At 69.5% G+C, this 25,510-nt stretch carries 20 protein-coding genes; 16 read left to right on the top strand and 4 right to left on the bottom strand.

Features of this window, described 5'->3' with window-relative positions:
• Nucleotides 1-80: 80 nt before the first annotated feature.
• The gene (locus tag AB4078_RS12605) at nt 81-1,487 is read left to right on the top strand and encodes a SpaH/EbpB family LPXTG-anchored major pilin (RefSeq protein WP_441977414.1); all 1,407 of its coding nucleotides are present in this window, start codon (nt 81-83) and stop codon (nt 1,485-1,487) included.
• A gap of 169 nt (nt 1,488-1,656) precedes the next feature.
• Nucleotides 1,657-2,619: a class C sortase gene (locus AB4078_RS12600; RefSeq protein WP_441977413.1), complete on the top strand. Its 963-nt coding sequence runs from the start codon at nt 1,657-1,659 to the stop codon at nt 2,617-2,619.
• Here AB4078_RS12600 and AB4078_RS12595 read toward each other — a convergent pair.
• Together AB4078_RS12595 and AB4078_RS12590 are read right to left on the bottom strand one after the other, a co-directional pair.
• Nucleotides 2,588-3,802, bottom strand: coding sequence for an amidohydrolase (locus AB4078_RS12595; RefSeq protein WP_441977412.1), 1,215 nt, complete (start codon nt 3,800-3,802; stop codon nt 2,588-2,590). The genes AB4078_RS12600 and AB4078_RS12595 overlap by 32 nt on opposite strands.
• 43 nt (nt 3,803-3,845) lie before the next feature.
• The gene (locus tag AB4078_RS12590) at nt 3,846-4,493 is read right to left on the bottom strand and encodes a TetR/AcrR family transcriptional regulator (RefSeq protein WP_441977411.1); all 648 of its coding nucleotides are present in this window, start codon (nt 4,491-4,493) and stop codon (nt 3,846-3,848) included.
• Nucleotides 4,494-4,636: 143 nt separating this feature from the next.
• On the opposite strand from AB4078_RS12590, the gene AB4078_RS12585 reads away from it, so the two are divergent.
• From AB4078_RS12585 to AB4078_RS12555, 7 genes are all read left to right on the top strand, one after another.
• Nucleotides 4,637-6,310: an ABC transporter substrate-binding protein gene (locus AB4078_RS12585; protein WP_441977410.1), complete on the top strand. Its 1,674-nt coding sequence runs from the start codon at nt 4,637-4,639 to the stop codon at nt 6,308-6,310.
• Between the two features lie 154 nt (nt 6,311-6,464).
• On the top strand, nt 6,465-7,289 hold the full coding sequence (locus tag AB4078_RS12580; protein ID WP_441977409.1) for an ABC transporter ATP-binding protein: 825 nt from the start codon (nt 6,465-6,467) through the stop codon (nt 7,287-7,289).
• Complete coding sequence (locus tag AB4078_RS12575) at nt 7,286-8,098, top strand: ABC transporter ATP-binding protein (RefSeq protein ID WP_441977408.1); 813 nt, start codon at nt 7,286-7,288, stop codon at nt 8,096-8,098. The genes AB4078_RS12580 and AB4078_RS12575 overlap by 4 nt, the downstream gene beginning before the upstream one ends.
• Before the next feature lie 104 nt (nt 8,099-8,202).
• Complete coding sequence (locus AB4078_RS12570; RefSeq protein ID WP_441977541.1) at nt 8,203-9,198, top strand: ABC transporter permease; 996 nt, start codon at nt 8,203-8,205, stop codon at nt 9,196-9,198.
• Nucleotides 9,199-9,200: 2 nt separating this feature from the next.
• Nucleotides 9,201-10,283: an ABC transporter permease gene (locus AB4078_RS12565; RefSeq protein ID WP_441977407.1), complete on the top strand. Its 1,083-nt coding sequence runs from the start codon at nt 9,201-9,203 to the stop codon at nt 10,281-10,283.
• On the top strand, nt 10,280-12,538 hold the full coding sequence (locus AB4078_RS12560; RefSeq protein WP_441977406.1) for a glycoside hydrolase family 3 N-terminal domain-containing protein: 2,259 nt from the start codon (nt 10,280-10,282) through the stop codon (nt 12,536-12,538). The genes AB4078_RS12565 and AB4078_RS12560 overlap by 4 nt, the downstream gene beginning before the upstream one ends.
• Before the next feature lie 76 nt (nt 12,539-12,614).
• Nucleotides 12,615-13,886 carry an MFS transporter gene (locus AB4078_RS12555; protein ID WP_441977405.1) on the top strand — a complete coding sequence of 424 codons (1,272 nt, stop codon included), beginning with the start codon at nt 12,615-12,617 and terminating at the stop codon, nt 13,884-13,886.
• A gap of 194 nt (nt 13,887-14,080) precedes the next feature.
• Here AB4078_RS12555 and AB4078_RS12550 read toward each other — a convergent pair whose 3' ends face one another.
• Both AB4078_RS12550 and AB4078_RS12545 read right to left on the bottom strand, forming a co-directional pair.
• Nucleotides 14,081-15,742 (bottom strand): glycoside hydrolase family 13 protein, encoded by a 1,662-nt coding sequence (locus tag AB4078_RS12550; RefSeq protein WP_441977404.1) that lies wholly within the window; start codon nt 15,740-15,742, stop codon nt 14,081-14,083.
• 281 nt (nt 15,743-16,023) lie between these two features.
• Nucleotides 16,024-16,953 (bottom strand): 2-hydroxyacid dehydrogenase, encoded by a 930-nt coding sequence (locus tag AB4078_RS12545; RefSeq protein WP_441977403.1) that lies wholly within the window; start codon nt 16,951-16,953, stop codon nt 16,024-16,026.
• Nucleotides 16,954-17,221: 268 nt separating this feature from the next.
• Between AB4078_RS12545 and AB4078_RS12540 the strand changes: the two genes are divergently transcribed.
• From AB4078_RS12540 to AB4078_RS12510, 7 genes are all read left to right on the top strand, one after another.
• The gene (locus tag AB4078_RS12540; RefSeq protein ID WP_441977402.1) at nt 17,222-18,529 is read left to right on the top strand and encodes an ABC transporter substrate-binding protein; all 1,308 of its coding nucleotides are present in this window, start codon (nt 17,222-17,224) and stop codon (nt 18,527-18,529) included.
• 2 nt (nt 18,530-18,531) lie between these two features.
• Complete coding sequence (locus AB4078_RS12535) at nt 18,532-19,482, top strand: carbohydrate ABC transporter permease (RefSeq protein WP_441977540.1); 951 nt, start codon at nt 18,532-18,534, stop codon at nt 19,480-19,482.
• Entirely contained in the window at nt 19,479-20,420 is a 942-nt protein-coding gene (locus AB4078_RS12530) for a carbohydrate ABC transporter permease (RefSeq protein WP_441977401.1), read from the top strand. Before AB4078_RS12535 ends, AB4078_RS12530 begins: the two co-directional genes overlap by 4 nt.
• A 1-nt stretch (nt 20,421) precedes the next feature.
• Nucleotides 20,422-22,128 (top strand): amylo-alpha-1,6-glucosidase, encoded by a 1,707-nt coding sequence (locus tag AB4078_RS12525; RefSeq protein ID WP_441977400.1) that lies wholly within the window; start codon nt 20,422-20,424, stop codon nt 22,126-22,128.
• Nucleotides 22,129-22,303: 175 nt separating this feature from the next.
• A complete protein-coding gene (locus AB4078_RS12520; protein WP_441977399.1) occupies nt 22,304-23,620 on the top strand; it encodes an ABC transporter substrate-binding protein in 1,317 nt (438 codons plus the stop codon).
• Between the two features lies 1 nt (nt 23,621).
• Nucleotides 23,622-24,566: a carbohydrate ABC transporter permease gene (locus AB4078_RS12515; protein WP_441977398.1), complete on the top strand. Its 945-nt coding sequence runs from the start codon at nt 23,622-23,624 to the stop codon at nt 24,564-24,566.
• Nucleotides 24,563-25,459, top strand: coding sequence for a carbohydrate ABC transporter permease (locus tag AB4078_RS12510; RefSeq protein WP_441977397.1), 897 nt, complete (start codon nt 24,563-24,565; stop codon nt 25,457-25,459). The genes AB4078_RS12515 and AB4078_RS12510 overlap by 4 nt, the downstream gene beginning before the upstream one ends.
• Nucleotides 25,460-25,510: the final 51 nt, after the last annotated feature.

Raw genomic sequence — 25,510 nt, 5'->3', positions numbered from 1 at the left:
TCACCCACCTCAACCGACAGCACGACAACTGTCGGCCGACGGGTGTCGGTCGACGAACCACAAAGAAAGCAGGAACGGAAATGACCAGCAGGTCTCTCGGGCTGCGCAAGCTTGCAGCCGGGCTCGGAGTCGCGGCTCTCGCCGCCCTCGGCGCCCTCGCGGTGTCGCCGGCCGCCAACGCCGCCGACACCCTGAGCCCGTCGAACATCACGGGCACCACGGGCACCCTCACCATCCACAAGCACGCCGGTGACCCCGGCGCCGCGGGTGACGGCACCCAGATCACCGACCCGGCGAAGATCGCCGCGCTCGGGCAGGGCCTCCAGGGGGTCCAGTTCAGCGTGCAGCGGGTGAGCGCGAACGGCACCCCGATCGACCTCACCACCGCTGCCGGCTGGGACCAGGCGAAGACCGCGACGCCCGCGAACGTGTCGTCGGCGCCGTTCTCGCTCGGCACCGGCACCACCGCGACCACCGATGCCTCCGGCCAGGCCGTGGTGTCGAACCTGCCGTACGGCCTGTACCTGGTGACGGAGACCAGCCCCGGCGCGAACCCCATCGTCTCGCCGGTGCAGCCGTTCCTGGTGTCCGTGCCGTACCCGAACCAGGGCACCTGGCTCTACAACGTGCACGTCTACCCGAAGAACAAGCTGAACAACACGCAGCCGACCAAGACCGTCGCCGACCCGAAGGCGCCGGTGCTGGGCTCGCAGATCGTGTGGACGGTCAACGCCCCGATCCCCGCCCTGGCCGCCGGTGACACCTACCGCAGCTTCTCGATCACCGACACCCTCGACCCGCGCCTGACCTACGTCGGCGCCGTGGTCAAGGTCGACGGCACCACCCTCACCGAGGGCACGGACTACACCGTCTCCGGCAACACCGTGATCACGTTGACCGCGACCGGCCTCGGCAAGCTCGTAGGCAAGACCGCGGTGACCGCGGACATCACCACGACGGTGACCTCGCTCGGTGCCGACGGCCAGATCCTGAACACGGCCGTCGTCAACACCAACGGCTCCGACCGCACCACCAACACGCCGCAGACCAACTGGGGTCCGCTGAAGGTCGTCAAGCAGGACGGCAACACGAAGAACACGCTGCAGGGCGCGATCTTCGAGGTCTACGACGCCAAGAACGGCACCAAGGTCGCCGGTCCCGTCACCACCGACGCCAACGGCCAGATCCTGGTCGACGGTCTGTGGGTCGGAAACAACGACGTGAAGAGCAAGGACTACTGGCTCAAGGAGGTCCAGGCCCCGGCCGGCTACGTGCTCCCCGCCGACCCGTGGACCCAGGTCACCGTGACCGCCAACGGTCAGGCCAGCCCGACCAGCATCACCATCTCCAACACCCAGCAGTTCGGCCCGAACCTGCCGCTGACCGGTGGTGCGGGCAGCACGCTGTTCGCCGTCATCGGCGGCCTGCTCGTCGTGGCCGGCATCAGCGCGATCCTGGTGCGCCGCGTGCGCGCCCGTCGCCACTGATGATCCGACGTCCGTGAGCGATCCCGTCGAGGATCGCTGACGGACCCGAGGAGGGCAGGGGGCCCCAGAACCCCTGCCCTCCTCTTCTCTTTCCCGCCCTGCCCGGCGCCTGCCGGCATCCGGAGCCGGGATCCCTTCACCCCGCACATCCAGACCGAGAGGAGCCGTCGTGACACAGACCGTGCCGCTGCGCCGTCGCGACGTGAGGCCCGCACCCCGCCCGCGATGGCGGATGCCCTGGGCGACGGCCATCCTTGCGGCTGTCGCCTTCGTCGGCGTCCTCGTGCTGATGTACCCGACGGTGGCGAGCTGGTGGTCGCAGTACAACCAGTCGCAGTTGATCGTGAAGGTCGACTCCGAGGTCGGAGGATCCGCAGCCGATGCGCGACAGCAGGCGCTCGATCAGGCGACGGCGTACAACAGGGCACTGGTCGGCGGGGCGCTCCTCGCACCAGGATCCCGCATCCCCACGAGCACCGCGGCTGCGCCCGGTTTCGACTACTCCCGCATGCTCAGGGCGGATGCGGATGGAGTCATGGCCCGGCTGCGCATCCCCACGATCGGCGTGGACCTGCCGATCTATCACGGCACCTCCGACACCACCCTCACCAAGGGTGTCGGACACCTCGAGGGCACGTCCCTCCCCATCGGCGGCGTCGACCAGCATTCGGTGCTCACGGCCCACCGCGGTCTCGCCGGTGCGACCCTGTTCGACAACCTCGACCAGCTGAAGATCGGCGACACGTTCACCGTCGAGGTGTTCGGCGAGGTGCTGACCTATCGGGTGCGCGACACCAAGGTCGTTCTGCCCGAGGAAACGAAGGCGCTGAGTGCGCAGCCGGGGGAGGACCTCGTCACCCTCGTGACCTGCACCCCGCTCGGCATCAACACGCACCGGATCCTGGTCACGGGCGAGCGCGTGACGCCGACTCCGCAGAAGGACCTGGACGCCGCCGGTGCGGCGCCGGACATCCCGGGCTTCCCCTGGTGGACGGTCGTGATCGGTGCGGCGTTCCTCGTGCTGGCCGGCGTCGTCACGGCCGCAGGGCGCCCCCGTCGTGAGGCTCCGCGCGAGGCGGACGCCCCCGTCGTGCCGCCCGTCAGCCTAGGAACTCGCGCGCCGCGACGGTGAGGGCCTTGACGCCGACCTCGATCGTGGGGTGGATCTCCACGGCGAAGTACGGGGAGTGGTTCGTGGCGATCTCGCTGTCGACGGTGCCCTGCGCGACGGCCGCGGCGTAGCGGGCCGGAGCGATGCCGCCCCAGAACCAGAACACCAGCGGCACGCCGGCGTCCCGGGCGAACCACGACACGTCCTCGCTGCCGGTGAAGAGGCCGGGATCGATCACGTTCTCCTCGCCGAACGCGGCGCGGAAGGCCGCGGTCGCGCGCTCGGTCGCCGCGTCGTCGTTGATCGTGGCGGGCAGCGTATGCAGCGTCTCGATCGTCGGATCCTGCGTCGCCCCGCTCGCCATCGCCTCGGCCTTGATCACGCGCTCGACCTTGGCCAGCACCCTGGTGCGCAGCGCGTCGTCGGGGTAGCGCAGGCTGAGGTCGAGCGTGGCCTCGGCGGGGATGATGTTGTTCTTGGTGCCGGCGTGGATGGCGCCCACCGTGACCACGGCGAGGTCGTGCGGGTCCACCTCGCGCGAGACCACGGTCTGCAGGCGCATCACGGTGGCGGCGGCCATGACGACGGGGTCGATCGTGGAATGCGGACGCGAGCCGTGTCCGCCGCGGCCGTGCAGCACCACGTGCAGGCCGTCGGACGCCGACATCTGGGGTCCTGGGCGCACGCCGATCACGCCGGCCGGGAACGGGGTCACGTGCTGGCCGATGACGACATCGGGCCGCGGGAAGCGGTCCAGGGCGCCGTCGTCGAGCATCGCGCGAGCTCCGGCGCCGAACTCCTCCGCGGGCTGGATCACGACGACCAGGGTGCCCGACCACTCGTCCCTGGTGCGGACGAGCTCCTCCACCGCGCCGATCATCGCGGTCACGTGCATGTCGTGGCCGCACGCGTGCATGATGCCGACCTCGTGGCCCTCGGCGTCGACGCCCTTGGCGGTGCTGGCGTAGGGCAGCCCCGACTCCTCGACGACGGGCAGCGCATCCATGTCGGCGCGCGCCCACACGACAGGGCCCTCGCCGTTGCGGAGCACTCCGATGACGCCGGTGCGCCCGACGCCCTCGGTGACCTCCAGCCCCAGGTCGCGCAGGTGCCCGGCGGCGATGCCGGCGGTGCGCACCTCCTGGAACGAGAGCTCGGGGTTGCGGTGCAGGTCGATGAAGAGCGCTTCGAGGTCGATCGTCATGGCCCCGAGCCTACGCGGATCCCGGTGCCGACCGGATCCGCGATCAGCGTCCCGCGTAGGTCTCCAGCGCGGGCCCGGGGTGCAGCACGCCGTTCACGATCGCCCGGATCGCGAAGGAGCTGGTCTCGGCGAGCCCGACGGCGGAGGGATCCAGCAGCCATTGCAGCTGCAGGCCGTCCATGACCGCGAGGATCGACGCCGAGGCCTTGCCGATCGCGGCGGTGTCCGTCACGCCCTCCTGCGTGCACAGCTCGCGGAACGCCGCGGACACCTCGGTGCGGAGCTTCTCGTAGCGGTGCTCGAAGAAGCCGCGCGCGGGATGGCCGTCCGTCACCGACTCGTTGGACAGCACGGTGTAGGTCTGCACGATGCCCGGACGGTGCTCGTTCGCGAACGCCGTCTTCACCAGGTGCAGGAACAGCTCGGGGCCGTCGGGGATGTGCTGATCGGCGAGCTGGGCGACATCGCTCTTGTCCCGGTAGTCGAGCACTTCGAGCAGGAGCTTCTGCTTCGACCCGAAATGGTGCAGCACCCCGGCGTGCGTCATGCCGACCTGCTCGGCGATGTCGGCGAGGGTGCCGTTGGTGGATCCTTTCGCGCCGAAGATCTCGATCGCCGCGTCCAGGATCTCGGTGCGCTTGCGCTCGGTCTCGGGCCGCGATTTCACGCGCGCCGACGTCGTCGTGACCATTTCGTCCCCTTCGCCGCTTGTCATCCAGCTTACTCGTCGGTAACCTCACTTCTACTTACTTTCTCGCTAGTAAGTAAAGTTCCCCGGAAGCGAGACCCCGCACCAGGTGGGCGCACGATGGCCGTGCCCCAGAAGGAGAAGCAATGAGGCTCACCAAGACCCTGCTCGTCGTCTCGGCGATCGCGGCCCTCAGCGCCGTCGCGCTGACCGGCTGCTCGTCGGGCTCCACCGCCGGCGCGTCCGGCGGCGGCTCGCTCACCGTCGCCAAGCCGGACGGCGCCGCGATCCTGTCGACCCAGACCAACAACCCGTTCATCTCCACCGGCTCGGGGATGTCGCTCGGATACGACCGGATGATCTACGAGCCCCTCGCGATCGTGAACCCCGTCGGCAAGAACGAGACGACGCCGTGGCTGGCCTCCAAAGTGGAGTGGAACGCCGACTACACCCAGCTCACCGTCACTCCGCGCGCCGACGTGAAGTGGAGCGACGGCAAGCCGTTCACCGCCGACGACATCGTCTTCACGTACACGATGATCAAGAACACGCCCGCCCTCGACCTGGCCGGCCTCAAGCTCGCCGACGTCAAGAAGGACGGCGGGAACGTGGTGCTCTCCTTCAGCGAGTCGAAGTTCGTGAAGCAGGGCGACGTGCTGCAGGTCGCCATCGTCCCCGAGCACCAGTGGAAGGGGATCTCCGACCCGTCGAAGGACCCGGTCAAGGACGCGGTCGGCACCGGCCCGTACACGATCAAGAGCTTCTCCTCGCAGGGCGTGGTGCTGAAGGCGCGCACCGATTACTGGGGCGGCAAGGTGCCGGTCGGCCAGCTCAAGTACCTCGAGTACAACGACAACACGGGACTCCTGCGCGCGCTGCAGAGCAAGGAGGCCGACTGGGCGCAGATCTTCATCACCGACTATCAGAAGAACTACGTCGACAAGGATCCGAAGCACAACGTGTTCTGGGGCGCGAACGTGCTGAGCCCCGACATGGTCCTGGTCAACACCACGAAGGCGCCGTTCAACGACGTGGCCTTCCGCAAGGCCGTGAACATGGTCGTCGACCGCAAGGCGCACGCAGAAAAGGCGCGCAGCAACGCCGGCCCCGAGCTCACCAGCGTCACCGGCATCCCGCAGCCCACGGGCGACCAGTACATCGCGCCCGAGTACAAGGACAAGACCTTCTCGATCGACGTCGACGGCGCCAAGAAGGTGCTCACCGACGCGGGCTACACCTGGAAGGACGGCGCGCTGATCGATCCCTCCGGCAACCCCGTCTCGTTCACGCTGCAGGATCCGCAGGGCTGGAACGACTACGTCACCGGGATCCAGCTCGTGGCGACGCAGATCAAGAGCACGCTGGGCGCGGACGCCAAGGTGGCTACGCCGGACGCCGACACCTGGTTCACGAACATGGCGACCGGGAACTTCGACGCGGCGCTGCACTGGTCGGGCTCCGGCTCCAACCCGTGGCACATCTATGACGACGTCATGAACGGGGCGTACCTGGAGCAGGCCGCCGACGGCAAGGTCTCGGACAACTTCGGCCGCTACAACAACCCGGAGGCGACCGCGCTGCTCAAGCAGTACGCGCAGGCCTCCGACGACGCCACCCGCACCGAAGCGCTCAACAAGATCCAGAAGATCTTCGTCGAGGACGTCGCCGCCATCCCGATCGGCACGCACCCGCAGCTGGGCGAGTACAACACCCGCACCTTCACGGGCTGGCCGAGCGAGAAGGACCAGTACGCCACCGCCGACCCGACGCAGCCCTCCGCCGTCCAGGTCATCATGAAGCTGAAGCCGGCCGGCAAGTAGCACTGATCGGTCGTTGAGCGACACTTCGACTCGCTGCGCTCGCTCAGTGCGGGTCTCCGCGAGACGAAACGTCGTGACGTTCTTCGAGAACGGCACCGCGTTTCGTCTCGCCTGCGGCTCGCTCAACGACCGGCGTCCCCACACGAGGAACCTCATGACAGACACCCTTCTCTCCGTGCGCGACTTCTCGGTCGTGTACGACGTGGATCCGCCCGTCCGAGCGGTGAAGAACGTCACGATCGACATCCGCCGCGGTGAGATCGTCGGTCTCGCCGGCGAGAGCGGCAGTGGCAAGACCACGCTCGCGTACGGCGTGCAGCGGCTGCTCAAGCCGCCGGCTGTGATCACCGGCGGCAGCGTGGTCTTCCACGACGCCGACGGCACGGACGTCGACCTGCACGCCCTCGACACCGAGCAGATGCGCCGGTTCCGCTGGGACAAGGTGTCGATGGTGTTCCAGGGCGCGATGAACGCCCTGAACCCCGTGGCGACGATCGGCGCGCAGCTCGACGACGTGTTCCGTGTGCACCGCCCAGGCATGAGCCGCGCGCAGCGTCGTGCGGAGGTGATCGACCTGCTCGAGATCGTGAAGGTCGGCGGCCAGCGGATCCGGTCCTACCCGCACGAGCTGTCCGGAGGCATGCGTCAGCGCGTGATGATCGCGATGGCGCTCGCCTTGCGGCCGCAGCTCATGGTCATGGACGAGCCCACCACCGCGCTCGACGTGCTGGTGCAGCGCGAGATCCTGAAGCAGATCTCCCAGCTGCGCCACGAGTTCGGCTTCTCGGTCGTTTTCATCACCCACGACCTGCCGCTGCTGCTGGAGATCAGCGACCGCATCGCGGTGATGCGCGAGGGCGAGATCGTCGAGCTCGCCGACGCCGAGCGGCTGTGGACGGATCCGCAGCACGAGTACACGCGCGATCTGCTGCGCTCGTTCCCGCGCCTGACCGGCGAGCGGGGGGTGGTGGTGCGATGACCACGCTCGAGTTCCGCGGCGTCACGAAGATCTACAACGTCCGCGGTTCCGGCCAGTTGAAGGCCCTGGACGACGTCAGCTTCACCCTGAACTCCCGCCAGACGATCGGACTGGTCGGCCAGTCCGGCAGCGGCAAGTCCACGATCGCCAAGATCCTCACCCAGCTCGAGACCCCCACGCACGGAGACGTGCTGCTCGACGGGGCGCCGATCCCGCGGCGGGGCAAGGGCCTGCGCACCTACCGGCAGCAGCTGCGCATGGTGTTCCAGGATCCGTTCGCCTCGCTGAACCCGTACCACTCGATCCGCCATCACGTGGAGCGCCCGCTGCGCCTGGACCGCGTCGTCCCGCGCGACCAGGTCGACGCCGAGGTGCGCCGCCTGCTCGAGCGGGTGCGGCTGGATCCGGACGCCGTGATGGAGCGGCGCCCGCACGAGCTCTCCGGCGGTCAGCGCCAGCGCGTCGCCATCGCTCGGGCGCTCGCCTCGCGGCCCGCGCTGCTCGTCGCCGACGAGCCGGTGTCGATGCTGGACGTGTCGATCCGCCTCGGAGTGCTCAACCTTCTCGCCGATCTGCAGCGCGAGGAGGGGCTCGGCGTGCTCTACATCACCCACGACCTGGCGACCGCGCGCCACTTCAGCGACGAGATCATGGTGCTCAACCAGGGCAGGGTCGTGGAGCGCGGGCCCGCGGACGACGTCATCCTGCGCCCTCGCGACCCGTACACGCGGGAGCTGCGCGCCGCGTCGCCCGATCCGGAGGAGTTCTTCCGCCGCCGGGCGGCACAGACCACGGGAGGTGCGCGATGAGCGCCGACACGTCCGCACCCGCGACCCAGGCGTCGCCCGCCGCACCCGAGCCGGTGGATCCGACGCTCGTCGGCACCACCGCGACCCGGGCCGAGCGAGGCCGCATGCGCGTGCCCTGGCGCTTCATCGGCGGCAGGGCGGCCTTCTACCTGTTCACGGCCTGGGCCGCGATCACCATCAACTTCTTCATCCCGCGACTGATGAAGGGGGATGCGGTGGACGCCTACATGGCGCGCAGCCAGGGCCAGCTCACCCCCGACGCCGAGAAGGCACTGCGCCTCATGTTCGGCCTGGACCACTCGGTGCCGCTGTGGCGGCAGTACCTCGACTACTGGGGCATGCTGCTGCGCGGCGACCTCGGCGTCTCCATCTCGACAGGCATGGCCCCGGTCGGGGACGCGATCGCGGCCGCGCTGCCCTGGACCCTGGGGCTGGTCGGATTCGCCACGATCGTCTCCTTCCTGGTCGGCACCGTGCTGGGCGCCGTGATCGGATGGCGGCGCGGCGGCCGGCTGGACGTGCTCGTGCCGGTGACGACGTTCCTCGGCACGATCCCCTACTTCTGGCTCGGCCTGATCTTCATCGCCGCGTTCTCGTCGGTGCTGGGCTGGTTCCCCGCCGGGCACGCCTACGAGGTCGGCGTGGATCCGGGCTGGAACGCCGAGTTCGTCGGGCAGGTGCTCTCGCACGCCGCGCTGCCGGTGATCACGATCGTGATCGCCTCGCTCGGCGGCTGGGTGCTCGGGATGCGCAACATGATGCTCACCGTGCTGGACGAGGACTACATCACCGTCGCCCAGGCCAAGGGCATGCCGAACCGACGCGTGCTCTGGCGCTACGCGGCGCGCAACGCGGTGCTGCCGCAGATCCAGAGCTTCGCCCTGTCGCTCGGCTTCATCGTCGGCGGCACAATCGTCATGGAGATGGTGTTCTCCTATCCCGGCATCGGGTTGCTGCTGCTCGGCGCGACCAACGCGAAGGACTACGCGCTCATGCAGGGCATCTTCCTGGTGCTCGTGATGGCAGTGCTCGTCGCGAACATCATCGCCGACATCGCCTACGCCATCCTCGACCCGCGCACCCGGCAGACGGAGGCCTGATCATGTCGATTCCCGTTCCCCCCGAGGTCGCGCAGCCGGCCGCCGGCGCGCCCGAGACCGCGGCTCTGCTCACCGCCGAGCGGCGTCCCGCGCCCCGGCGCACCTTCTGGACCCAGCTCAAGGCGTCGCTGGCGATGTTCGGCAACCGCAAGTCCGCCGCGGGCCTGATCATCCTCGGCGTGTTCACGCTCGTGGCGGTCTTCGCGCCGTGGATCGCGCCGTACAGCCCGACCGCGCAGCACCTCGACGCGACGCTGCAGCCGCCGTCCTGGCAGCACCTGCTCGGCACGACGCACATCGGCGAGGACGTGTTCAGCCAGCTCGTCTACGGCACGCGCGGCGTGCTCGTGGTCGGCTTCCTCGCGACGATCATGGCGACCGTGGTGGCGATCCTGGTCGGCGTGACCGCCGGCTATCTGCGCGGCTGGAAGAGCGAGTCGCTGTCCGCGCTGTCGAACGTGTTCCTCGTGCTCCCGGGGTTGCCGCTGATGATCATCATCGCCTCGCAATTCCAGGATCCGCCGCTGTGGATCATCGCCGCGGTGCTGGGACTGACCGGCTGGGCGTGGGGAGCGCGGGTGCTGCGGGCGCAGACGATGTCACTGCGCAACCGAGACTTCATCCAGGCGGCGCGCGCGAACGGCGAGCCGCTGCACCGGATCATCCTGGTCGAGATGCTGCCGAACCTCATGGCGATCATCGCGTCGAGCTTCGTCGGCACCATGACCGCCGCGGTGCTCGGCCTCACGACCCTCGCCTTCATCGGCGTCATCCCGGTATCGAACCTGAACTGGGGGACCATCTTGTTCTGGGCCCAGCAGAACAGCGCCTTCCCCGACTACTGGTGGTGGTACGTGCCGGCGGGCCTCTGCATCGCGCTGCTCGGCGTCGCGCTCGCACTGATCAACTTCGGCATCGACGAGTATGTGAACCCGCGGCTGCGTTCCGCCGGAGAGCGGGCCCGCGCCCTGAAGAAGCGCGGCATCGATGCGAACGCCGCCGTGACCGCGGTGCGCACGACCGCATCCCCGACCTCCTTCCCCGCGGCCCGAGCAGCCGCCGACCCAGAGAGCACCACCGCATGAGCGACGCCCTGCCCTTCCGCGACCCCCGACTCAGCACCGCCGCGCGTGTGGCGGATCTCCTCAGCCGGATGTCGGTGGAGGAGAAGGCGGGTCAGATGCTGCAGCTGGATGCGCGCGACGATCTGCACGATCACGTGCTGCGACGCCATGCCGGGTCGATCCTGCACACCTCGCCCGAGCGGATCCTGGAGGCGAACCGGCTGACGGCCGAGACGCGGTTGCGAATCCCCCTGCTGGTCGGGGAGGACTGCATCCACGGCCACTCGTTCTGGGAGGGCGCGACCATCTATCCGACGCAGCTGGGGATGGCCGCGACCTGGGATCCGGCCCTGGTGGAGCAGGTGGCGCGGGCGACGGCGGTGGAGGTCTCGGCGACCGGGATCCACTGGACGTTCTCCCCGGTGCTGTGCATCGCGCGGGACCTGCGCTGGGGGAGGGTGGGCGAAACGTTCGGCGAGGATCCGTTCCTGATCGGCGAGCTCGCGAGCGCGATGGTCCGCGGTTATCAGGGGGCGGGGCTTTCGGATCCGACGGCGATCCTGGCGACGGCGAAGCACTTCGCGGGGTACTCGGAGACCCAGGGCGGGCGGGATGCGTCCGAGGCGGACATCTCGCGCCGCAAGCTCCGGTCCTGGTTCCTGCCGCCGTTCGAGCGGGTCGCCAGGGAGGGGTGCCGGACGTTCATGCTCGGGTACCAGAGCATGGACGGGGTGCCGATCACCGTCAATGACTGGCTGCTGTCGGACGTGCTGCGCGGCGAGTGGGGGTACACGGGCACGCTCATCACGGACTGGGACAACGTCGGCCGGATGGTGTGGGAGCAGAAGGTGCAGCCCGACCACGCGCACGCCGCCGCGGCCGCGGTGCGCGCCGGGAACGACATGGTGATGACCACGCCGGGCTTCTACGAGGGTGCTCTCGAGGCCGTGCAGAACGGCATGCTCGCACCCGACGCCTTCGATGCCGCCGTCGCGCGGATCCTGACGCTGAAGTTCGACCTCGGACTCTTCGAGGATCCCCGCCTGCCCGCGCAGAACCTCGGCGCCGTCATCGGCGCTGCCGCGCACGCCGACCTCAACCTCGAGGTGGCCCGCCGCTCTCTCGTGCTGCTGGAGAACGACGGGGTACTGCCTCTGATCCCTGCGACCGCGGCCGCGGCCGCGGCGGCGGATCCGGTCCGCGTCGCCGTGATCGGCCCTCTCGCCGACGACGCGCAGACGCAGCTCGGCGACTGGGCCGGCGGATCCGGCCAGGCGGGCTGGCTCGACGGCCAGCCGCGGGAGATGATCACCACCGTGCTCGACGGTCTCCGTGCCGTCGACGGCCTTGCCGTGCGGTACGCGCAGGGCGCCGATATCCTCACGCTCGCGGAGGACCCGCTCGGCGCGACCTTCCCGGACGGGCAGCCCCGACCGGCGGTGGTGGCGCCGGCCGCGCCTGATCCGGACCTCCTCGCCGAGGCGGTGCAGGCTGCGGAGGCCGCGGACGTCGTGGTGGCGGTGGTCGGGGATCGGATCGAGCTCGTCGGCGAGGGACGCTCCACCGCGACCCTGGAGCTCGTGGGCGGCCAGAACGCCCTGCTGGACGCGCTGATCGCGACGGGCACGCCCGTGGTGGTCGTGCTCCTCGCCTCCAAGCCGCTCGTGCTGCCCGCCTCGACGGCGAAGGCCGCCGCCGTGCTCTGGGCCGCGAACCCCGGCATGCGAGGCGGCACGGCGATCGCCGAGCTCATCACCGGCGCCATCGAGCCGTCCGGGCGCCTGCCGATCTCCTTCGCCCGGCACGCCGGGCAGCAGCCGACGTACTACAACCAGATCCGCGGTCAGCACGGCACGCGCTACGCCGACCTCACCCAGGCGCCTGCCTGGGCGTTCGGCGACGGGCTCTCGTTCACGACCGTGGAGTACTCCGCACTCGAGCTGATGTCGTCGACGCTCGGTGCGGACGACACGATCGTCGCCGACGTCACCGTGGCCAACACCGGATCCCGTCCGGTGCGCGAGACGGTGCAGGTGTACGTGCGCGACGTCGTCACGAGCGCGAGCTGGACCGACAAGGAGCTCAAGGCGTATCGCCAGGTGCAGCTCGCGCCGGGGGAGTCCGCCCGGGTGCGGCTGGAACTGCCGGTCGCCGACTGCACGATCGTCGACGCCGCGGGGATCCGCCGGGTCGAGCCCGGCGCCTTCGAGCTGCTGGTGGGGCCCTCGTCGCGCGACGAGACGCTGCTGGCAGCCGCGTTCGAGGTGGTGCCCTGACGGCGCATCCGACGATTCGTCCGGAATCCTCACAAAAAGGGAGCGCGGAGCGGATCCGCTCTGATTGGATGACCTGGTGCGAACGACTGCTGACGACACCGGCTTCCGGCCCGGAGCGCTGATCTGGCTCGCCGTCGCGACCTTCTCGATGGGGATCGACGGCTACGTGCTGGCGGGTCTGCTGCCTCAGATCGCGACCGATCTCGACGTGGACGCGGCCGCCGCCGGTCAGCTCATGAGCGTGTTCGCGGCGACCGGCGCGATCGCCGGGCCCGTGCTCGGCGCACTCACCGGGCGGTGGGAGCGCAAGGCGACGATCGTGCTGTCCCTCGGCGTCTTCGTGCTCGGCAACCTGATGGTGGGGCTCGCACCGACCTACTTCTGGGCGATGAGCGGCCGGGTGATCTCCGCGCTCGGCGGTGCGCTGCTGAACGCCGTGATCGGCTCCTACGTCATCGCGCGCACTCCCGAGCAGTACCGTGGCCGCGCACTCTCGCTCGTGATGGGCGGGTTCCTGTTCGCGACCGCCCTCGGCGTGCCCGTCGGGCTGGTGATCGGACAGACCGACTGGCGGATCCCGCTGTTCCTCGTGGTCGGCGTCGGGGCCGCCGCGCTCGTGGGGATCCTCATCAAGGTGCAGCCGCTGCATCTGCCGCCGCTGTCGCTGCGCCAGGCGCTGAGCCCTCTTACGCGCCCGGCGATCCTGGCCGTGCTGCTGGTGCCGATGGGCCTCATGTGCGCGAGCTATCTCTGCTTCACCTACGCCACGCTCATCCTGGGTCCGCGGATCGGCGAGGGGTACCCGATCATCGGCGCGCTGTTCGGCTACGGCATCGTGAGCCTGGTCGGCAACATCGTCTCCGGGCGCGTGACCGACCGCCGGGGTCCGGTCGCCGTGCTCACCGTCATCGTCGCCACCGTACTCGCCGCCGCGCTGCTCGGCTGGGCGGGGCTCATGCTGCCCGGCATCGCCGGCGCCGTCGCCGGGCTCGCCTGGTTCCTGGTCTGCGCGTTCTTCAACGGCGGATCCGGTGTGGCGGCGCAGACCAGGCTCGCCACGATGGTGCCGCCGGCGGTCGCCGCCCTCGTGCTCGCGCTCAACAACAGCGCCATGATGCTCGGAAGCGCGCTGGGCAGCGCGCTCGGCGGACTCGCGCTCGCCGAGGGCGCCGTGCCGGATCAGCTCCTGCTGCTGTCGGGCATCGTGCTCGCGGTGACGCTCGGGGTGCAGCTCATCACGGCGGTGGCGCACCGGCGCCGCTCCCGCGTGCTCGTCGAGGTCGGCCCGATCGGCTCGGGGCCGGTCGGCCCCGCCGAGCCGCCGATGGGCGCGGTCGAGCCCGCCTGAGGGTGCAGGTCTGCGGCGCCGTGACCGAGGCCGGGAGCGCGCATCCGCGAGACTGCAACTGAGTCGCGAGACTGCGCGACAATCGTGCAGTCTCGCAACAGGGTTGCAGTCTCGCGGTCGGGAACGGCCCGGGGCCGGCTCCGGAGTCGGCCACAGGGGCGTGCCATAAGGGCGGTCCGCCGCAAGGAGCGGGCTCAGCCGATCGTGTACCAGGCCGCCGCGTTCGGCGGCAGCACGGTCCCGGAGCCCGGTGCGCTGTGCACCACGACCGCGGCACCCGCGGGGAGCGGCAGGGGTGCCTCGCCGAGGTTCGCCACGACGTGCAGGTCGCCGCGCCGGAACGCGACCGCGTCGGATCCGAGGTCCTCCCACACGAGGGATCCGGATCCGAGCCCGCGCTCATTGCGCAGTCCGAGCAGCGTCTTGTACAGCTCCAGCGTGGAGCCGTCATCGCCCTCCTCGGCGGCGCGCGCGTGCTCCGCCCACTCCGCCGGCTGCGGCAGCCACGAAGCGCCGGTGTCGTTGAAGCCGTACGACGGTGCGGTGCCGCTCCACGGCAGCGGCACCCGGCAGCCGTCGCGCCCGTAGCGCTCGCCGCTCGTGCGGAACCAGGTCGGATCCTGCCGGAACTCGTCGGGGATCTCCAGGGCCTCCGGCAGGCCCAGCTCCTCGCCCTGGTACAGGTAGGCGGATCCGGGCAGCGACAGCATCACCGTGCTCGCGGCGCGGGCACGGGCGAGTCCGACCGCGCGGTCGGGCTTGGGCTCGTCCCGCGGACCGATGCCGTCGCCCTGCGGGTTGTCCCATGTGAGCGCCAGGCGCGAGGCGTGGCGCACCACGTCGTGGTTGGACAGCACCCAGGTGCTCGGCGCGCCGACCGCGCCGAACGCGTCCAGGGAGTCGCGGATCACGGTGCGCAGCTCGTCGGCGTTCCACGGCGTCATCAGGTAGTTGAAGTTGAACGCCTGGTTCATCTCATCGGGGCGCACCCAGAGCGCGATCTGCTCGAGCGTGGGCATCCATGCCTCGGCGCACAGGGCGCGGTCGCCGTCGTAGGCGGCGAGCACATCGTGCCAGTCGCGGTAGATCTCGTGCACGCCGGGCTGGCCCCAGTAGGGCACGTCCTCCTGGTCGCCGCCCATGGAGTCGGCGCCCTCGTCGGGCGTGTAGTCGGGCAGCCCCGCCTTCTTGATCATGCCGTGCGCGACATCCACCCGGAAGCCGTCGACACCGCGGTCGAGCCAGAACCGCAGCACGCCGCGGAACTCCTCGCGCACCTCCTCGTTCGTCCAGTCGAAGTCGGGCTGGCTGGTGTCGAAGATGTGCAGGTACCACTGGCCGGGGGTGCCGTCGGCCTCGGTCACGCGGGTCCACATGCCGCCGCCGAACACGCTCTGCCAGTTGTTGGGCGGCAGCTCGCCGTGCTCGCCCTTGCCGTCGCGGAAGATGTAGCGGGCGCGCTCGGGGCTGCCCGGGGCGGCCTTCAGCGCCTCCTGGAACCAGCGGTGCTGGTCGGACGAGTGGTTCGGCACGAGGTCGACGATCACGCGGATGCTGCGGGCGTGCGCTGCGGCGAGCATCGCGTCGAAGTCCTCGAGCGTGCCGAACAGCGGATCCACTCCGCGGTAGTCCGAGACGTCGTAGCCCGCATCTTTCTGCGGACTCGGCATGAACGGGCTCAGCCAGATCGCGTCGACGCCGAGCTCCTGCAGCGCATCCAGCCGGGAGGTGATACCGGGCAGATCGCCGATGCCGTCGCCGTTCGCGTCGGCGAAGGAGCGCGGGTAGATCTGATAGATGACGGCGGTGCGCCACCACTCGGATCCGGGGGCGGACTGCTGCTCGATCTCGGCCATGCGATCAGGGTACCGGGAGGGCGGCGGATCCCGGAAACGCGCGGATCGAATCGGTTCGAGCGCCCGGCCCCGCCGCGCCGGAGAGCTACCGCGGTCGAGTCGGTGTCTCGTATTCAGGTTGGATTTCGCAAATCCGCGGAATTCGGATCCGAGAACAGCCGATTCGGTGCATCCATCCTGAACTAGATACGCGCCGACGAGCCATACGCGCGGACGACGCGACGGAAGGCGAGCGGGAGCGGCCCCGGATTCCGCATCGGTCACTGCGGAATCCGCACCGGTCACCGGGGGATGAGGTTCGCCGGCTCCTCGCCGGCGAGCATGCGGTCGATCTGGGTGCGCACCAGCGCAGCGATACGCGGGTTCATCGCGGTCGAGGCGCCGCCGACGTGCGGGGTGAACAGCACGCCGGGGGTGGTCCACAGCGGGTGGCCCTCGGGCAGCGGCTCCGGATCCATGACGTCCAGGGCCGCGCGAATCCGGCCGTTCTCGGCGATCAGGGCGTCCGTGTCGACGAGTGTGCCGCGGCCGACGTTGACGAGCAGCGCTCCGTCGGCCATACGTGCCAGCATGTCCGCGTCGAACAGCTGGTGCGTGGCGGATCCGCCCGGCAGTGACAGGATGACGATCTCCGCGTCGGGCAGGAGCGCGGGCAGGTCGGCGAGCGCATGCACGGCGATCTCGCCGACGCCATCGATCATCTCGGTGCGGGCGGTCTGCGCGACCGCGGTGATCGAGGTCTCGAACCCGGCGAGGCGTCGGGCCACGGCCCTTCCGACGCCGCCGATGCCGACCAGCAGCACGCGGCGATCCGCGAGGCTCGAGGTGAACGCCCGGTCCCACAGACCCGCGTCCTGTGCCCGCACGAACCGCGGCAGCTCGCGCTGCGCCGCGAGGGTCAGCGCGAGGGCGAGCTCGGCGGTCGCCGGCTCATGCACGCTGGCGGCGTTCGCGAACGGCACGCCCGAGGGCACCCGGTCGATCACGGCTTCGTAGCCGATCATCTGGCCCTGCACGAGGCCCACCTCGACGCCGTCCAGCGCGGAGAAACGCTGCCGGCCGAGGTACGACGGCACGACGATGTCGATCCGAGGCGCGGGTGGGGGTGCGGTCATGTCCCACACCTGCACCTCCACGCCGTCGGGCAGCGGGCCCTGGGCGGCGATGTCAGCGGCGAGTTCGGCGGTGGGGACGGTGACGAGCAGGCTCACCCCTCGAGCGTAGGCCCGTTGATGCACCTCCGGATCAGACCACTCTGCGGCGGGTGGACCTTCCGCTGTGCCGCGTCGTGCATCGGCGATCGTCGGGCGCACGATCATCGCAGGTGCCGCCGCCTCGACGCTGCCTCGGCTACGACCCGTGCGCCGCTCCAGAACGACGAGATCCGACGCGTGGCCGTTGACAAACGTCGTCTGTATACATAATACTGAGTGCGTCCCGACCTCCGAACTGCCCTTCAACGACGAAAGAGGTGGCGTCATGCCCCGCTCGAACCCTCGACTCCTGCGCACGCTCGCGGCAGTGTCCGCCGGCGCACTCATGCTCGGCCTCGCCGCGTGCAGCGGCGGCTCCCACGGAGGCGGTTCGGCCGCCGACGGCAAGGCCACCGTCGTCTGGTCGACGTGGGGCAGCGCGGACGAGCTCAAGCGCTACCAGGACTTCGACAAGGAGTTCATGAAGCGCCACCCCGACATCACGGTGAAGCTGCAGCCCGTCGCCGGCTACGACGATTACCACTCCAAGCTCCTCGCGCAGCTGACCAGCAACACGGCGCCCGACGTCTTCTACGTGGGCGACGACATGATCGGCCAGTTCGTCGGATCCAACCGGCTGATGCCGCTCAAGAGCCTCATGAACGGCTCGAAGAGCCAGAGCAAGGTCGATGACTTCTCGCCGGGCCTGTTCGGTGCGGCGGAGAAGGACGGCGAGATCTACGCGGCTCCGAACGACTCGAACCCCGACGTGTTCTGGTACGACAAGGAGGCGCTCAAGGCCGCGGGCGTCACCGACGACCCCGCGACCCTCGCCGCCGAGGGCAAGTGGACGACGAGCGCGTTCCTGGACATGAACAAGAAGCTGCACGACGCGGGCCTCACCGGCACGATGTTCTGGAACTACTGGGCCACGCAGTGGAGCTGGCTGAGCTCGCAGGGCGTGTCCGCGCCGTATGACAAGAGCGGGAAGTTCGTCGCGAACAAGGACGCCGACGCCGTCAAGGCGCTGGACCAGTTCGGATCCCTGTTCCAGGACAAGACCTTCCTCGTCGCCGACACCCTCCCCGACGGGGCGGGCGCCGACAGCGTCTTCGTCGCGCACAAGGCCGGGTTCTTCGTGCAGGGGCGCTACACGATCGGCACCGTCGAGGGCGCCGGCGTGAAGGACTCGTACGACATCGCGCCGTGGCCGACGCCCGACGGCAAGGCCGCGCCGACCGGCGTCGCCACCTCGTTCCTCGCGATCAACAAGGGCACCAAGGTTAAGGACGCGGCGTTCACGTTCTGGACCGAGTTCCTCTCGGCCGAGGGCCAGACCCTGCGCCTGCAGGGCGGCGGAAACGCGGTCCCGTCCATCAAGGGCGCCGACAAGGTGGTGCTGGACGGCTACCCCGCGCATGCGCAGACCTTCCTCGACATGCGCGACATCGGCTTCGTCAATTACCCGACCGAGGCGCGCCTGCCCGGCATCCGCGGCGGCATCGGCGATCAGTTCCTCGCCCTCTACCAGGGCAAGCAGGACGCGCAGGCCACGCTCGACGCGGTCGGCAAGCTGGTCCAGGACGGCAAGTGAGCATGACTGCACCGTCGGTGAGCACCCGGGCGTCGTCGTCGACGGCGCCCGGGTGGCGGCGCGAGGCCGCCTGGCGCCGCCGCGACCGGCGCTGGGGATACGCCTTCGTCGGGCCGCAGCTGATCGGCATGGGGCTGTTCGTGGTGGTGCCGTTTCTCGCGAGCCTCGTGCTCGCGTTCGCGCACTGGGACGGCCTGTCCGACCTCAGCTGGGTCGGTTTCGACAACTTCAGCGCCGAACTGGCGGATCCGCTCTTCGGCCGCGCAATCCTGAACACGCTGCTCATCGCGATCATCACGGTGCCGATCGGCCTTGCTCTCGCCGTGACCATCGCGGTGGCGCTGGAGAAGCTGAAGACCCGCACGCTCTACCTCGTGCTCTTCTTCGCGCCGGTGGTCACCTCGACGGTGGCGGTCGCGATGATGTGGCAGCAGATGTTCCGCGCGGACGGTGTGCTGTCGTCCGCCATCTCCACGATCTTCGGGATCGCGCCGCCGGACTGGTTGCAGGATCCGCGGCTCGCGCTGATCGCCGTGTGCATCGTGACGATCTGGTCGTCGCTCGGGCTCAACGTGATCATCTTCCTCGCCGGACTGCAGAACATCTCGCCGTCGGTGATCGAGGCCGCGCGGATCGACGGGGCAGGCGCCTGGCGGCTGTTCACCGCGATCCGGCTGCCGCTGCTGTCGCCGATCGTCTTCTTCTCCTCGGTGATCGCCTTCATCTCGTCGCTGCAGACCTTCGACACGGTCTACGTGCTCGTGCGGAACGCCGGCCCGGACAACGCCACCCGCACGATCGTCTATCACATCTACGACCTGGGCATGAAGAAGTTCGACTTCGGCCTCTCATCGGCCGCGAGCATCATCCTGCTGCTGCTGACCCTCGTGATCACGGGGATCCAGTTCGCCGCGCAGAACAAGTTCGTCCACTACGAGGATGACCCCGCATGAGCGTCGACACCACGCGCATCACGACCGGCGGCCACGCGCCCGCCACCGACTCCACGATCGCCCTCGTCGCCCCCGGCCGGCGGATCCGCCCTCGCGCCGCGGGCAAGGGCCGCCGTCGGCTGTCCGCCACGATCCTGCACGTCGTGCTGATCGTCGCGGGGCTCGGAATGGTGTTCCCGTTCGTGTGGATGCTGCTGACCTCGTTCAAGACCCTGCCGCAGCTGCTCAAGAACCCGCTCTCGCTGCTGCCGAGCCCGTGGACGTTCGACAACTACGTCCAGGCGTGGAACGCGGTGCCTTTCGCGCAGGCCTATCTGAACAGCGCCTACATCGCCGTGCTCGTCGTCGCCGGCACGCTCATCACCGCGTCGATGGCGGGCTACGCGTTCGCCCGCATCCGCTTCCGCGGATCCAAGGTGCTGTTCATCGTCTTCCTCGCCACGCAGATGATCCCCAAGCAGGTCACGCTCATCCCGTTCTACCTGCTGATGTCGCAGCTGGGCTGGGTGGATTCGCATCTCGCGCTCATCATCCCCGGCATGATCGCGAACCCGTTCGCGGTGTTCCTGATGCGCCAGTTCGTGCTGTCGCTGCCGCGGGAGCTCGAGGAAGCGGCGCTCGTGGACGGCGCGGGGCGGATCCGCACGTTCTTCCAGGTGATCCTGCCGAACCTGAGGCCGGGCCTTGCCGCGCTCAGCATCATCGTCGCCCTCGACGTGTGGAACTCCTTCCTGTTCCCGCTCGTGCTGCTCAACACGCCCGACCTGTTCACGGTCCCGCTGCTGCTGCAGTCGTTCCAGGGTCAGTTCGGCTCGGTGAACTACGGGCTGGTGATGGCCGCCTCGGCGATCTCGACCGTGCCGATGCTGATCGTGTTCGTGATCGGACAGCGGCGGATCCTGAACAGCATGGCCGCCTCCGGACTCGGAGGGCGCTGAGGTGACGGATGATGGTGCGCCGTCCGCGGCAGAGCTCGCACTCGCGGCTGGCGGCCATCTCGATCTGGTGACCGCCCCGTTCACGATGCCCCGTTCGCGTCTGCTGGTCTTCCGCGAGGGCGACGGCGTGCGCGTGCACACGTCCGAGTATGAGCGGGGGCTCGACGAGTGCCGCGTGCTGGATGCGCTCGAGGTGCTCGACGGCGCCGGCCGCGTGCTGCCCGTCGTCGACGTGCAGCCGCACCGGATCTCGTTCGGCAGCGTCACCCTCACCTTCGACGGGCTGCGTGCGCTCAGCATCGGCGGAGACCCGTCGGCCTCGATGCTCCTCGCGCTGCCGGACGGCGCCGAATCCCGCCACGCGATCGGACCGGGCCTGCGCATCGACGTGGCCGCCGACCGTGGTGCGCTCGTCTCCGCACAGCCCGCCCCGGCGCACGAGTATGCGCTCGCGGCGCTCGAACGGGAGTGGGGCGCCTGGTTCGACCGCTGCCCGCGGGTCCGCGAGGACCTGCAGGACATGGCGGCGTTCTGCTGGTGGGTGCTCGGCGCGAACATCGTGGAGCTGCCCGCGCTCGAGGGCGCTCGTGCGATCGTGCCGTCGAAGATCGGCTACGTCGGGCTCTGGCAGTGGGACGCGTACTTCATCGCGGTCGGCCTGCGCCACGGCGACCCCGAGCTCGCCAGGGAGCAGCTCGAGCTGGCGTTCCGGTTCCCGCGCGAGAACGGGCAGCTGCCCGACGTCGTGCACGAGCAGGGCGTGCTCGCCACGAGCGACGACCTGCCCGAGTCCGACCGGGCGACGCTGCGGCGCGCGGGCTCGCAGGTGGCGGATCCGAGCGCCCCTGTGCCGCTCACCAAGCCGCCGCTCGCCGCGTGGGCGCTGCGCAAGGTGCTCGAGGCCGAGGACGCGCCGGAGTGGGCCGCGGACCAGCTCGAGCGCGTGATCCGGTCTCAGGACTGGTGGTTCGCGGGGCCGGAGCGGAACGGATCCGACCTCGACCGCGACGGTCTGCCGGAGTACGGCCACCCGTACTCGTCCGGCCTCGACGACAGCCCCGTGTTCGACGGGCCGATCCCCACGACCGCCCCCGACCTCGCCGCCTACCTCGTGCAGCAGGACCGGGAGATCGCCGCGCTCGCGGCGCGCTACCTGCCGTGTCATGACACCGCGCCGCACCTGGCCCGCGCCGAACGCACGGCCGCGCTCCTCATGGAACGGCTGTGGGATCCGGCCGAGCGGCGCTTCATCGCGCGCGGTCCCGGATCCGGCGACCATGCGTCCGGCCACGACGGCGAGCGCATCGCGAGCGACACCGTGGTGGGGCTCATGCCGCTGCGCGTGGAAGGGCTTCCGCAAGACGCCCGCGCCGCCCTGCTCGCGGCGATCGACGACCCGGAACGCTACGCGTTGGAGTGGGGGCTGCCGACCGTGTCGGCGTCGGATCCGGACTTCTCCCCGGAACGGATGTGGCGCGGCCCGATCTGGATCAACACCAGTGCCCTCATCGCCGAGGGGCTGGACACAGCGGGTCAGCCCGAGCGGGCGAGGGCGCTGCGCGAGCAGACCGTGCGCCTGGTGATCCACGGCGGCGGCCCGCACGAGTACTTCAACCCGCGCACGGGCCTCAAGGCCGAGCGCGCGACCACGGCGTTCGCGTGGTCGGCCGCGCTGTTCCTCGACCTGGCGGTCGAACTCAGCCGCTGACCCGCGGCCCGCGCCCCCTCTGAGCATCGAGACCCCCTCCTGCCTGCGCGGCTGCGAGGGGGTCTCGGCGTTGCGAGGGGGCCTCGACGCATTCGCCGGCCCTGCCTCGACGAACCCTGGTGTTAGCGTAACCACGCGTGTACTGTATGCAATATCCAATATTGACGAGGAGGTCATGATGAAGCGACGCGGCATGCTCGCGCTGGCGATGGGGGCTGCGGCGACCGTCGCCCTGTCCGGGTGCGCGTTCGGCGGAGGGGCGCAGACCGGCGGCGAGGCGCTGAAGCCGGGCGCCCAGGCCACAGGCACGATCACGATCTGGTCGTGGGACGTCGCCGCGACAGCGCTCAAGCGCCTCGGCGCCGACTATGAGAAGGCGCATAAGGGCACCACGATCAAGGTCGTCGACATCGGCTACGACAACGCCTACGACAAGATCTCGGTCGGGTTGCAGGCCGGCACCGGCCTCCCCGACCTGATCACGCTCGAGACCGACCACAACCAGAGCTACCTCACGCAGTTCCCGAAGGGCTTCGCGGACCTCTCGCCTGTGCTCGGCGACAAGAAGGCCGACTTCGACCCGTTCAAGTGGTCGACCGGCACCGACAAGGGTGGCGCGCTGCGCATGGCGCCGTGGGACTCCGGCACGGTCGGGCTGTACTACCGCACCGACTACTTCCAGGCCGCGGGCGTGGATCCCTCCGCCGTGAAGACCTGGGACGATCTCGTCGCCGCCGGGGAGAAGATCAAGGCGGCCACGGGACACACGCTGCTCACCGCCGACCTCTCCGCGGGCGGATCCCTCTCGATGTACCTGCAGCAGCAGGGCGCCGGCTACTTCGACGACAAGGGCGACATCACGGTGAACTCGCCGGACGCCGTTCGCGCGCTCACCCTGCTGCAGACCATGCAGCAGAAGGGGCTGATCACCAACGCCAAGGGCTGGGACGCGAGCGTCACGAGCGCGAAGGACGGCGACTCCGCCGTTACCCCCGAGGCGGTCTGGTGGATCGGCACCCTCGAGGGCGAGGCGCCCGAGCTTAGCGGGAAGTACGCCGTGCGGGACCTGCCGGTGTTCGACGACGCCAGCGCCCCGACCTCGAACAACGGCGGATCCGGTCTCGCGATCCCGGCGCAGGCGAAGAACCCGCAGCTCGCGGCCGACTTCATGAGCTACGTGCTGGCCAACACCGACAACCAGTCGAGCATGATGCAGAAGGAGGGGCTCTTCCCGGCGTATCTGCCGGCGCTGAAGGCCGACTTCTTCGAGCAGCCGAGCGAGTACTTCGGCGGGCAGAAGGTGTTCCAGACCTTCGCCGAGCTGACGCCGAAGATCCCGTCCATCGCCTTCACCTCCGACCAGTCGGTCGCGAGCGACGCCGTGATCAACGCGGTCAGCGCCGCGGTGCTGAACGGTGAGGATCCGAAGAAGGCGCTCGACGACGCGGCCGCGCAGATCGCGAACTCGACTGGTCGCAAGATCGCGGGCTGACATGACGGTCGCCACCATGCGGCGGCCTTCCGCGGAGGGGAGCCGAGACGAGAACCGTCACGACTCCCCTCGCACGGGCCGGCGCTTCGCCGCGCGCATGCAGCGCCCAGGGCTGTGGTTCGCCCTTCCGGCGGCTGCGCTGCTCGCGCTGTTCTTCGCGTACCCACTCGCGGTGTCGCTGCTGCAGAGCTTCTTCCGCACCTCGGGCGGCGTCAGCACCTTCGTCGGTCTCGACCAGTACGCGCGGATGTTCCGGGATCCGCTCGTACTGAAGAGCCTGGGCAATGCGCTGCTCCTCCTGGTCGTGCAGGTGCCGATCATGATCGCGCTCGCCGTGGGCCTCGCCTACCTGTTGAACCAGGCATGGCTACGCTTCCGGGCTGGGTTCCGTCTGCTCACCTTCCTGCCGTCGATTACGACGCTGGTCGCGTACTCGGTCGTGTTCCGGGTGATCATGACTACGGACGGCGGCATGCTGAACCAGTTCCTCGCCCTGTTCGGTGCGGGCCCCATCGATTGGCTGAACAACGAGTGGTGGGCGCGGGTGGCGGTGATCGCCTCGATCACCTGGCGCTGGACCGGTTACAACATGGTCATCATCCTCGCCGGGCTCCAGTCGATCCCGCCCGAACTCTACGAGGCGGCGCGCATCGACGGTGCGGGGCGCTGGCAGATCTTCCGGCACATCGTCGTCCCCCAGCTGCGGCCGGTGCTGATCTTCACCAGCGTCACGTCGACGATCGGCGCGCTGCAGCTCTTCGACGAGAACTTCATCCTCACCGGCGGCGGCCCGAACAACGCGACGCTCACGCCGGTGCTCTACCTGTACAAGATCGGCTTCCAGCAGTTCGACTTCGGCTACGCGAGCGCGATCGCCTGGATGCTCGTGATCCTCACCGGGATCATCGCCGTGATCCAGTTCCGCATCATGAGGGAGAAGCCATGACGACCCAACTGATCACCACCGGCCGCGGCCGGCGCCTCGGTCAGCCCGCGGACCGTTCCGGCGAGCCGCTGCTGCGCAGGATCGTGCTGCGGGCGCCGGTCTACGCGGTCATGATCGTGGCGAGCGTGCTCGCACTGATCCCGTTCCTGTGGATGGTCATCGCCTCCACGCACAAGACCAGCGACCTCTTCGTCACCCCGCTGCCGATCCTGCCCGGCGGCGAGTTCTGGCAGAACCTCGGCCGGCTGCAGGAGAGCATCGGCTTCGGGCAGGTGATGCTCAACAGCGTGCTCGTGGCCGTGGTCTACACGGTGTTCAGCTCGCTGGTCAGCATCATGTGCGGATATGGGCTCGCCACCTACCGGTTCCGCGGTCGCGGCGTGCTGCTGGGCGTGATCCTCGTCACCATGATGATCCCGATGCAGGTGCTGCTCGTGCCGCTGTTCCAGATGATGGCCAGCGCCGGATGGATCGACAGCTACCAGGCGCTGATCGTCCCGTTCCTCGCGAACGCGTTCGGCATCTTCCTGATGCGGCAGGGGTTCCTCGATTTCCCGGCCTCGCTCATCGAGGCGGCTCGGATCGACGGCGCGAGTGAGCTGCGCACCTTCTACCGGATCGTGCTGCCGGTCGCGCGCCCGCAGATCGCGGCGCTCGTGATCTACACGTTCATCAGCCAGTGGAACTCGTTCATCTGGCCGCTGCTCATGCTCAACTCGGAGGACCGGTACACCGTCCCGGTCGCGCTGAACACGATGATCGGCCTGAGCCGGGTCGACTACTCCGGGCTCATGCTCGGATCCTTGCTGGCGACGCTGCCGCTGCTCGTGCTGTTCCTGGTCTTCCAGAAGCAGTTCGTGGCGGGCCTGCTCGGCGGCGCCGTCAAGGGATGACCCGGCGCGGGCGCTCGCCGCAGCGGGCGCTCGCCGCGGCCCGGAGCACCC

The sequence above is a fragment of the Microbacterium sp. 2MCAF23 genome (assembly GCF_052115565.1).
Classification (GTDB): domain Bacteria; phylum Actinomycetota; class Actinomycetes; order Actinomycetales; family Microbacteriaceae; genus Microbacterium.
Note: the sequence above shows the minus strand (reverse complement) of the source record. Positions and strands in the feature narration are given on the sequence as shown.

What these genes read in the sequence shown, in the direction of transcription:
- AB4078_RS12540 (WP_441977402.1), top strand. Translation starts at nt 17,222, where the DNA reads ATGCCCCGCTCGAACCCTCGACTCCTGCGCACGCTCGCGGCAGTGTCC.
- AB4078_RS12605 (WP_441977414.1), top strand. Translation starts at nt 81, where the DNA reads ATGACCAGCAGGTCTCTCGGGCTGCGCAAGCTTGCAGCCGGGCTCGGA.
- AB4078_RS12520 (WP_441977399.1), top strand. Translation starts at nt 22,304, where the DNA reads ATGATGAAGCGACGCGGCATGCTCGCGCTGGCGATGGGGGCTGCGGCG.
- AB4078_RS12550 (WP_441977404.1), bottom strand. Translation starts at nt 15,742, where the DNA reads ATGGCCGAGATCGAGCAGCAGTCCGCCCCCGGATCCGAGTGGTGGCGC.
- AB4078_RS12560 (WP_441977406.1), top strand. Translation starts at nt 10,280, where the DNA reads ATGAGCGACGCCCTGCCCTTCCGCGACCCCCGACTCAGCACCGCCGCG.
- AB4078_RS12570 (WP_441977541.1), top strand. Translation starts at nt 8,203, where the DNA reads ATGCGCGTGCCCTGGCGCTTCATCGGCGGCAGGGCGGCCTTCTACCTG.
- AB4078_RS12565 (WP_441977407.1), top strand. Translation starts at nt 9,201, where the DNA reads ATGTCGATTCCCGTTCCCCCCGAGGTCGCGCAGCCGGCCGCCGGCGCG.
- AB4078_RS12515 (WP_441977398.1), top strand. Translation starts at nt 23,622, where the DNA reads ATGACGGTCGCCACCATGCGGCGGCCTTCCGCGGAGGGGAGCCGAGAC.
- AB4078_RS12585 (WP_441977410.1), top strand. Translation starts at nt 4,637, where the DNA reads ATGAGGCTCACCAAGACCCTGCTCGTCGTCTCGGCGATCGCGGCCCTC.
- AB4078_RS12530 (WP_441977401.1), top strand. Translation starts at nt 19,479, where the DNA reads ATGAGCGTCGACACCACGCGCATCACGACCGGCGGCCACGCGCCCGCC.
- AB4078_RS12595 (WP_441977412.1), bottom strand. Translation starts at nt 3,802, where the DNA reads ATGACGATCGACCTCGAAGCGCTCTTCATCGACCTGCACCGCAACCCC.
- AB4078_RS12580 (WP_441977409.1), top strand. Translation starts at nt 6,465, where the DNA reads ATGACAGACACCCTTCTCTCCGTGCGCGACTTCTCGGTCGTGTACGAC.
- AB4078_RS12535 (WP_441977540.1), top strand. Translation starts at nt 18,532, where the DNA reads ATGACTGCACCGTCGGTGAGCACCCGGGCGTCGTCGTCGACGGCGCCC.
- AB4078_RS12575 (WP_441977408.1), top strand. Translation starts at nt 7,286, where the DNA reads ATGACCACGCTCGAGTTCCGCGGCGTCACGAAGATCTACAACGTCCGC.
- AB4078_RS12590 (WP_441977411.1), bottom strand. Translation starts at nt 4,493, where the DNA reads ATGGTCACGACGACGTCGGCGCGCGTGAAATCGCGGCCCGAGACCGAG.
- AB4078_RS12510 (WP_441977397.1), top strand. Translation starts at nt 24,563, where the DNA reads ATGACGACCCAACTGATCACCACCGGCCGCGGCCGGCGCCTCGGTCAG.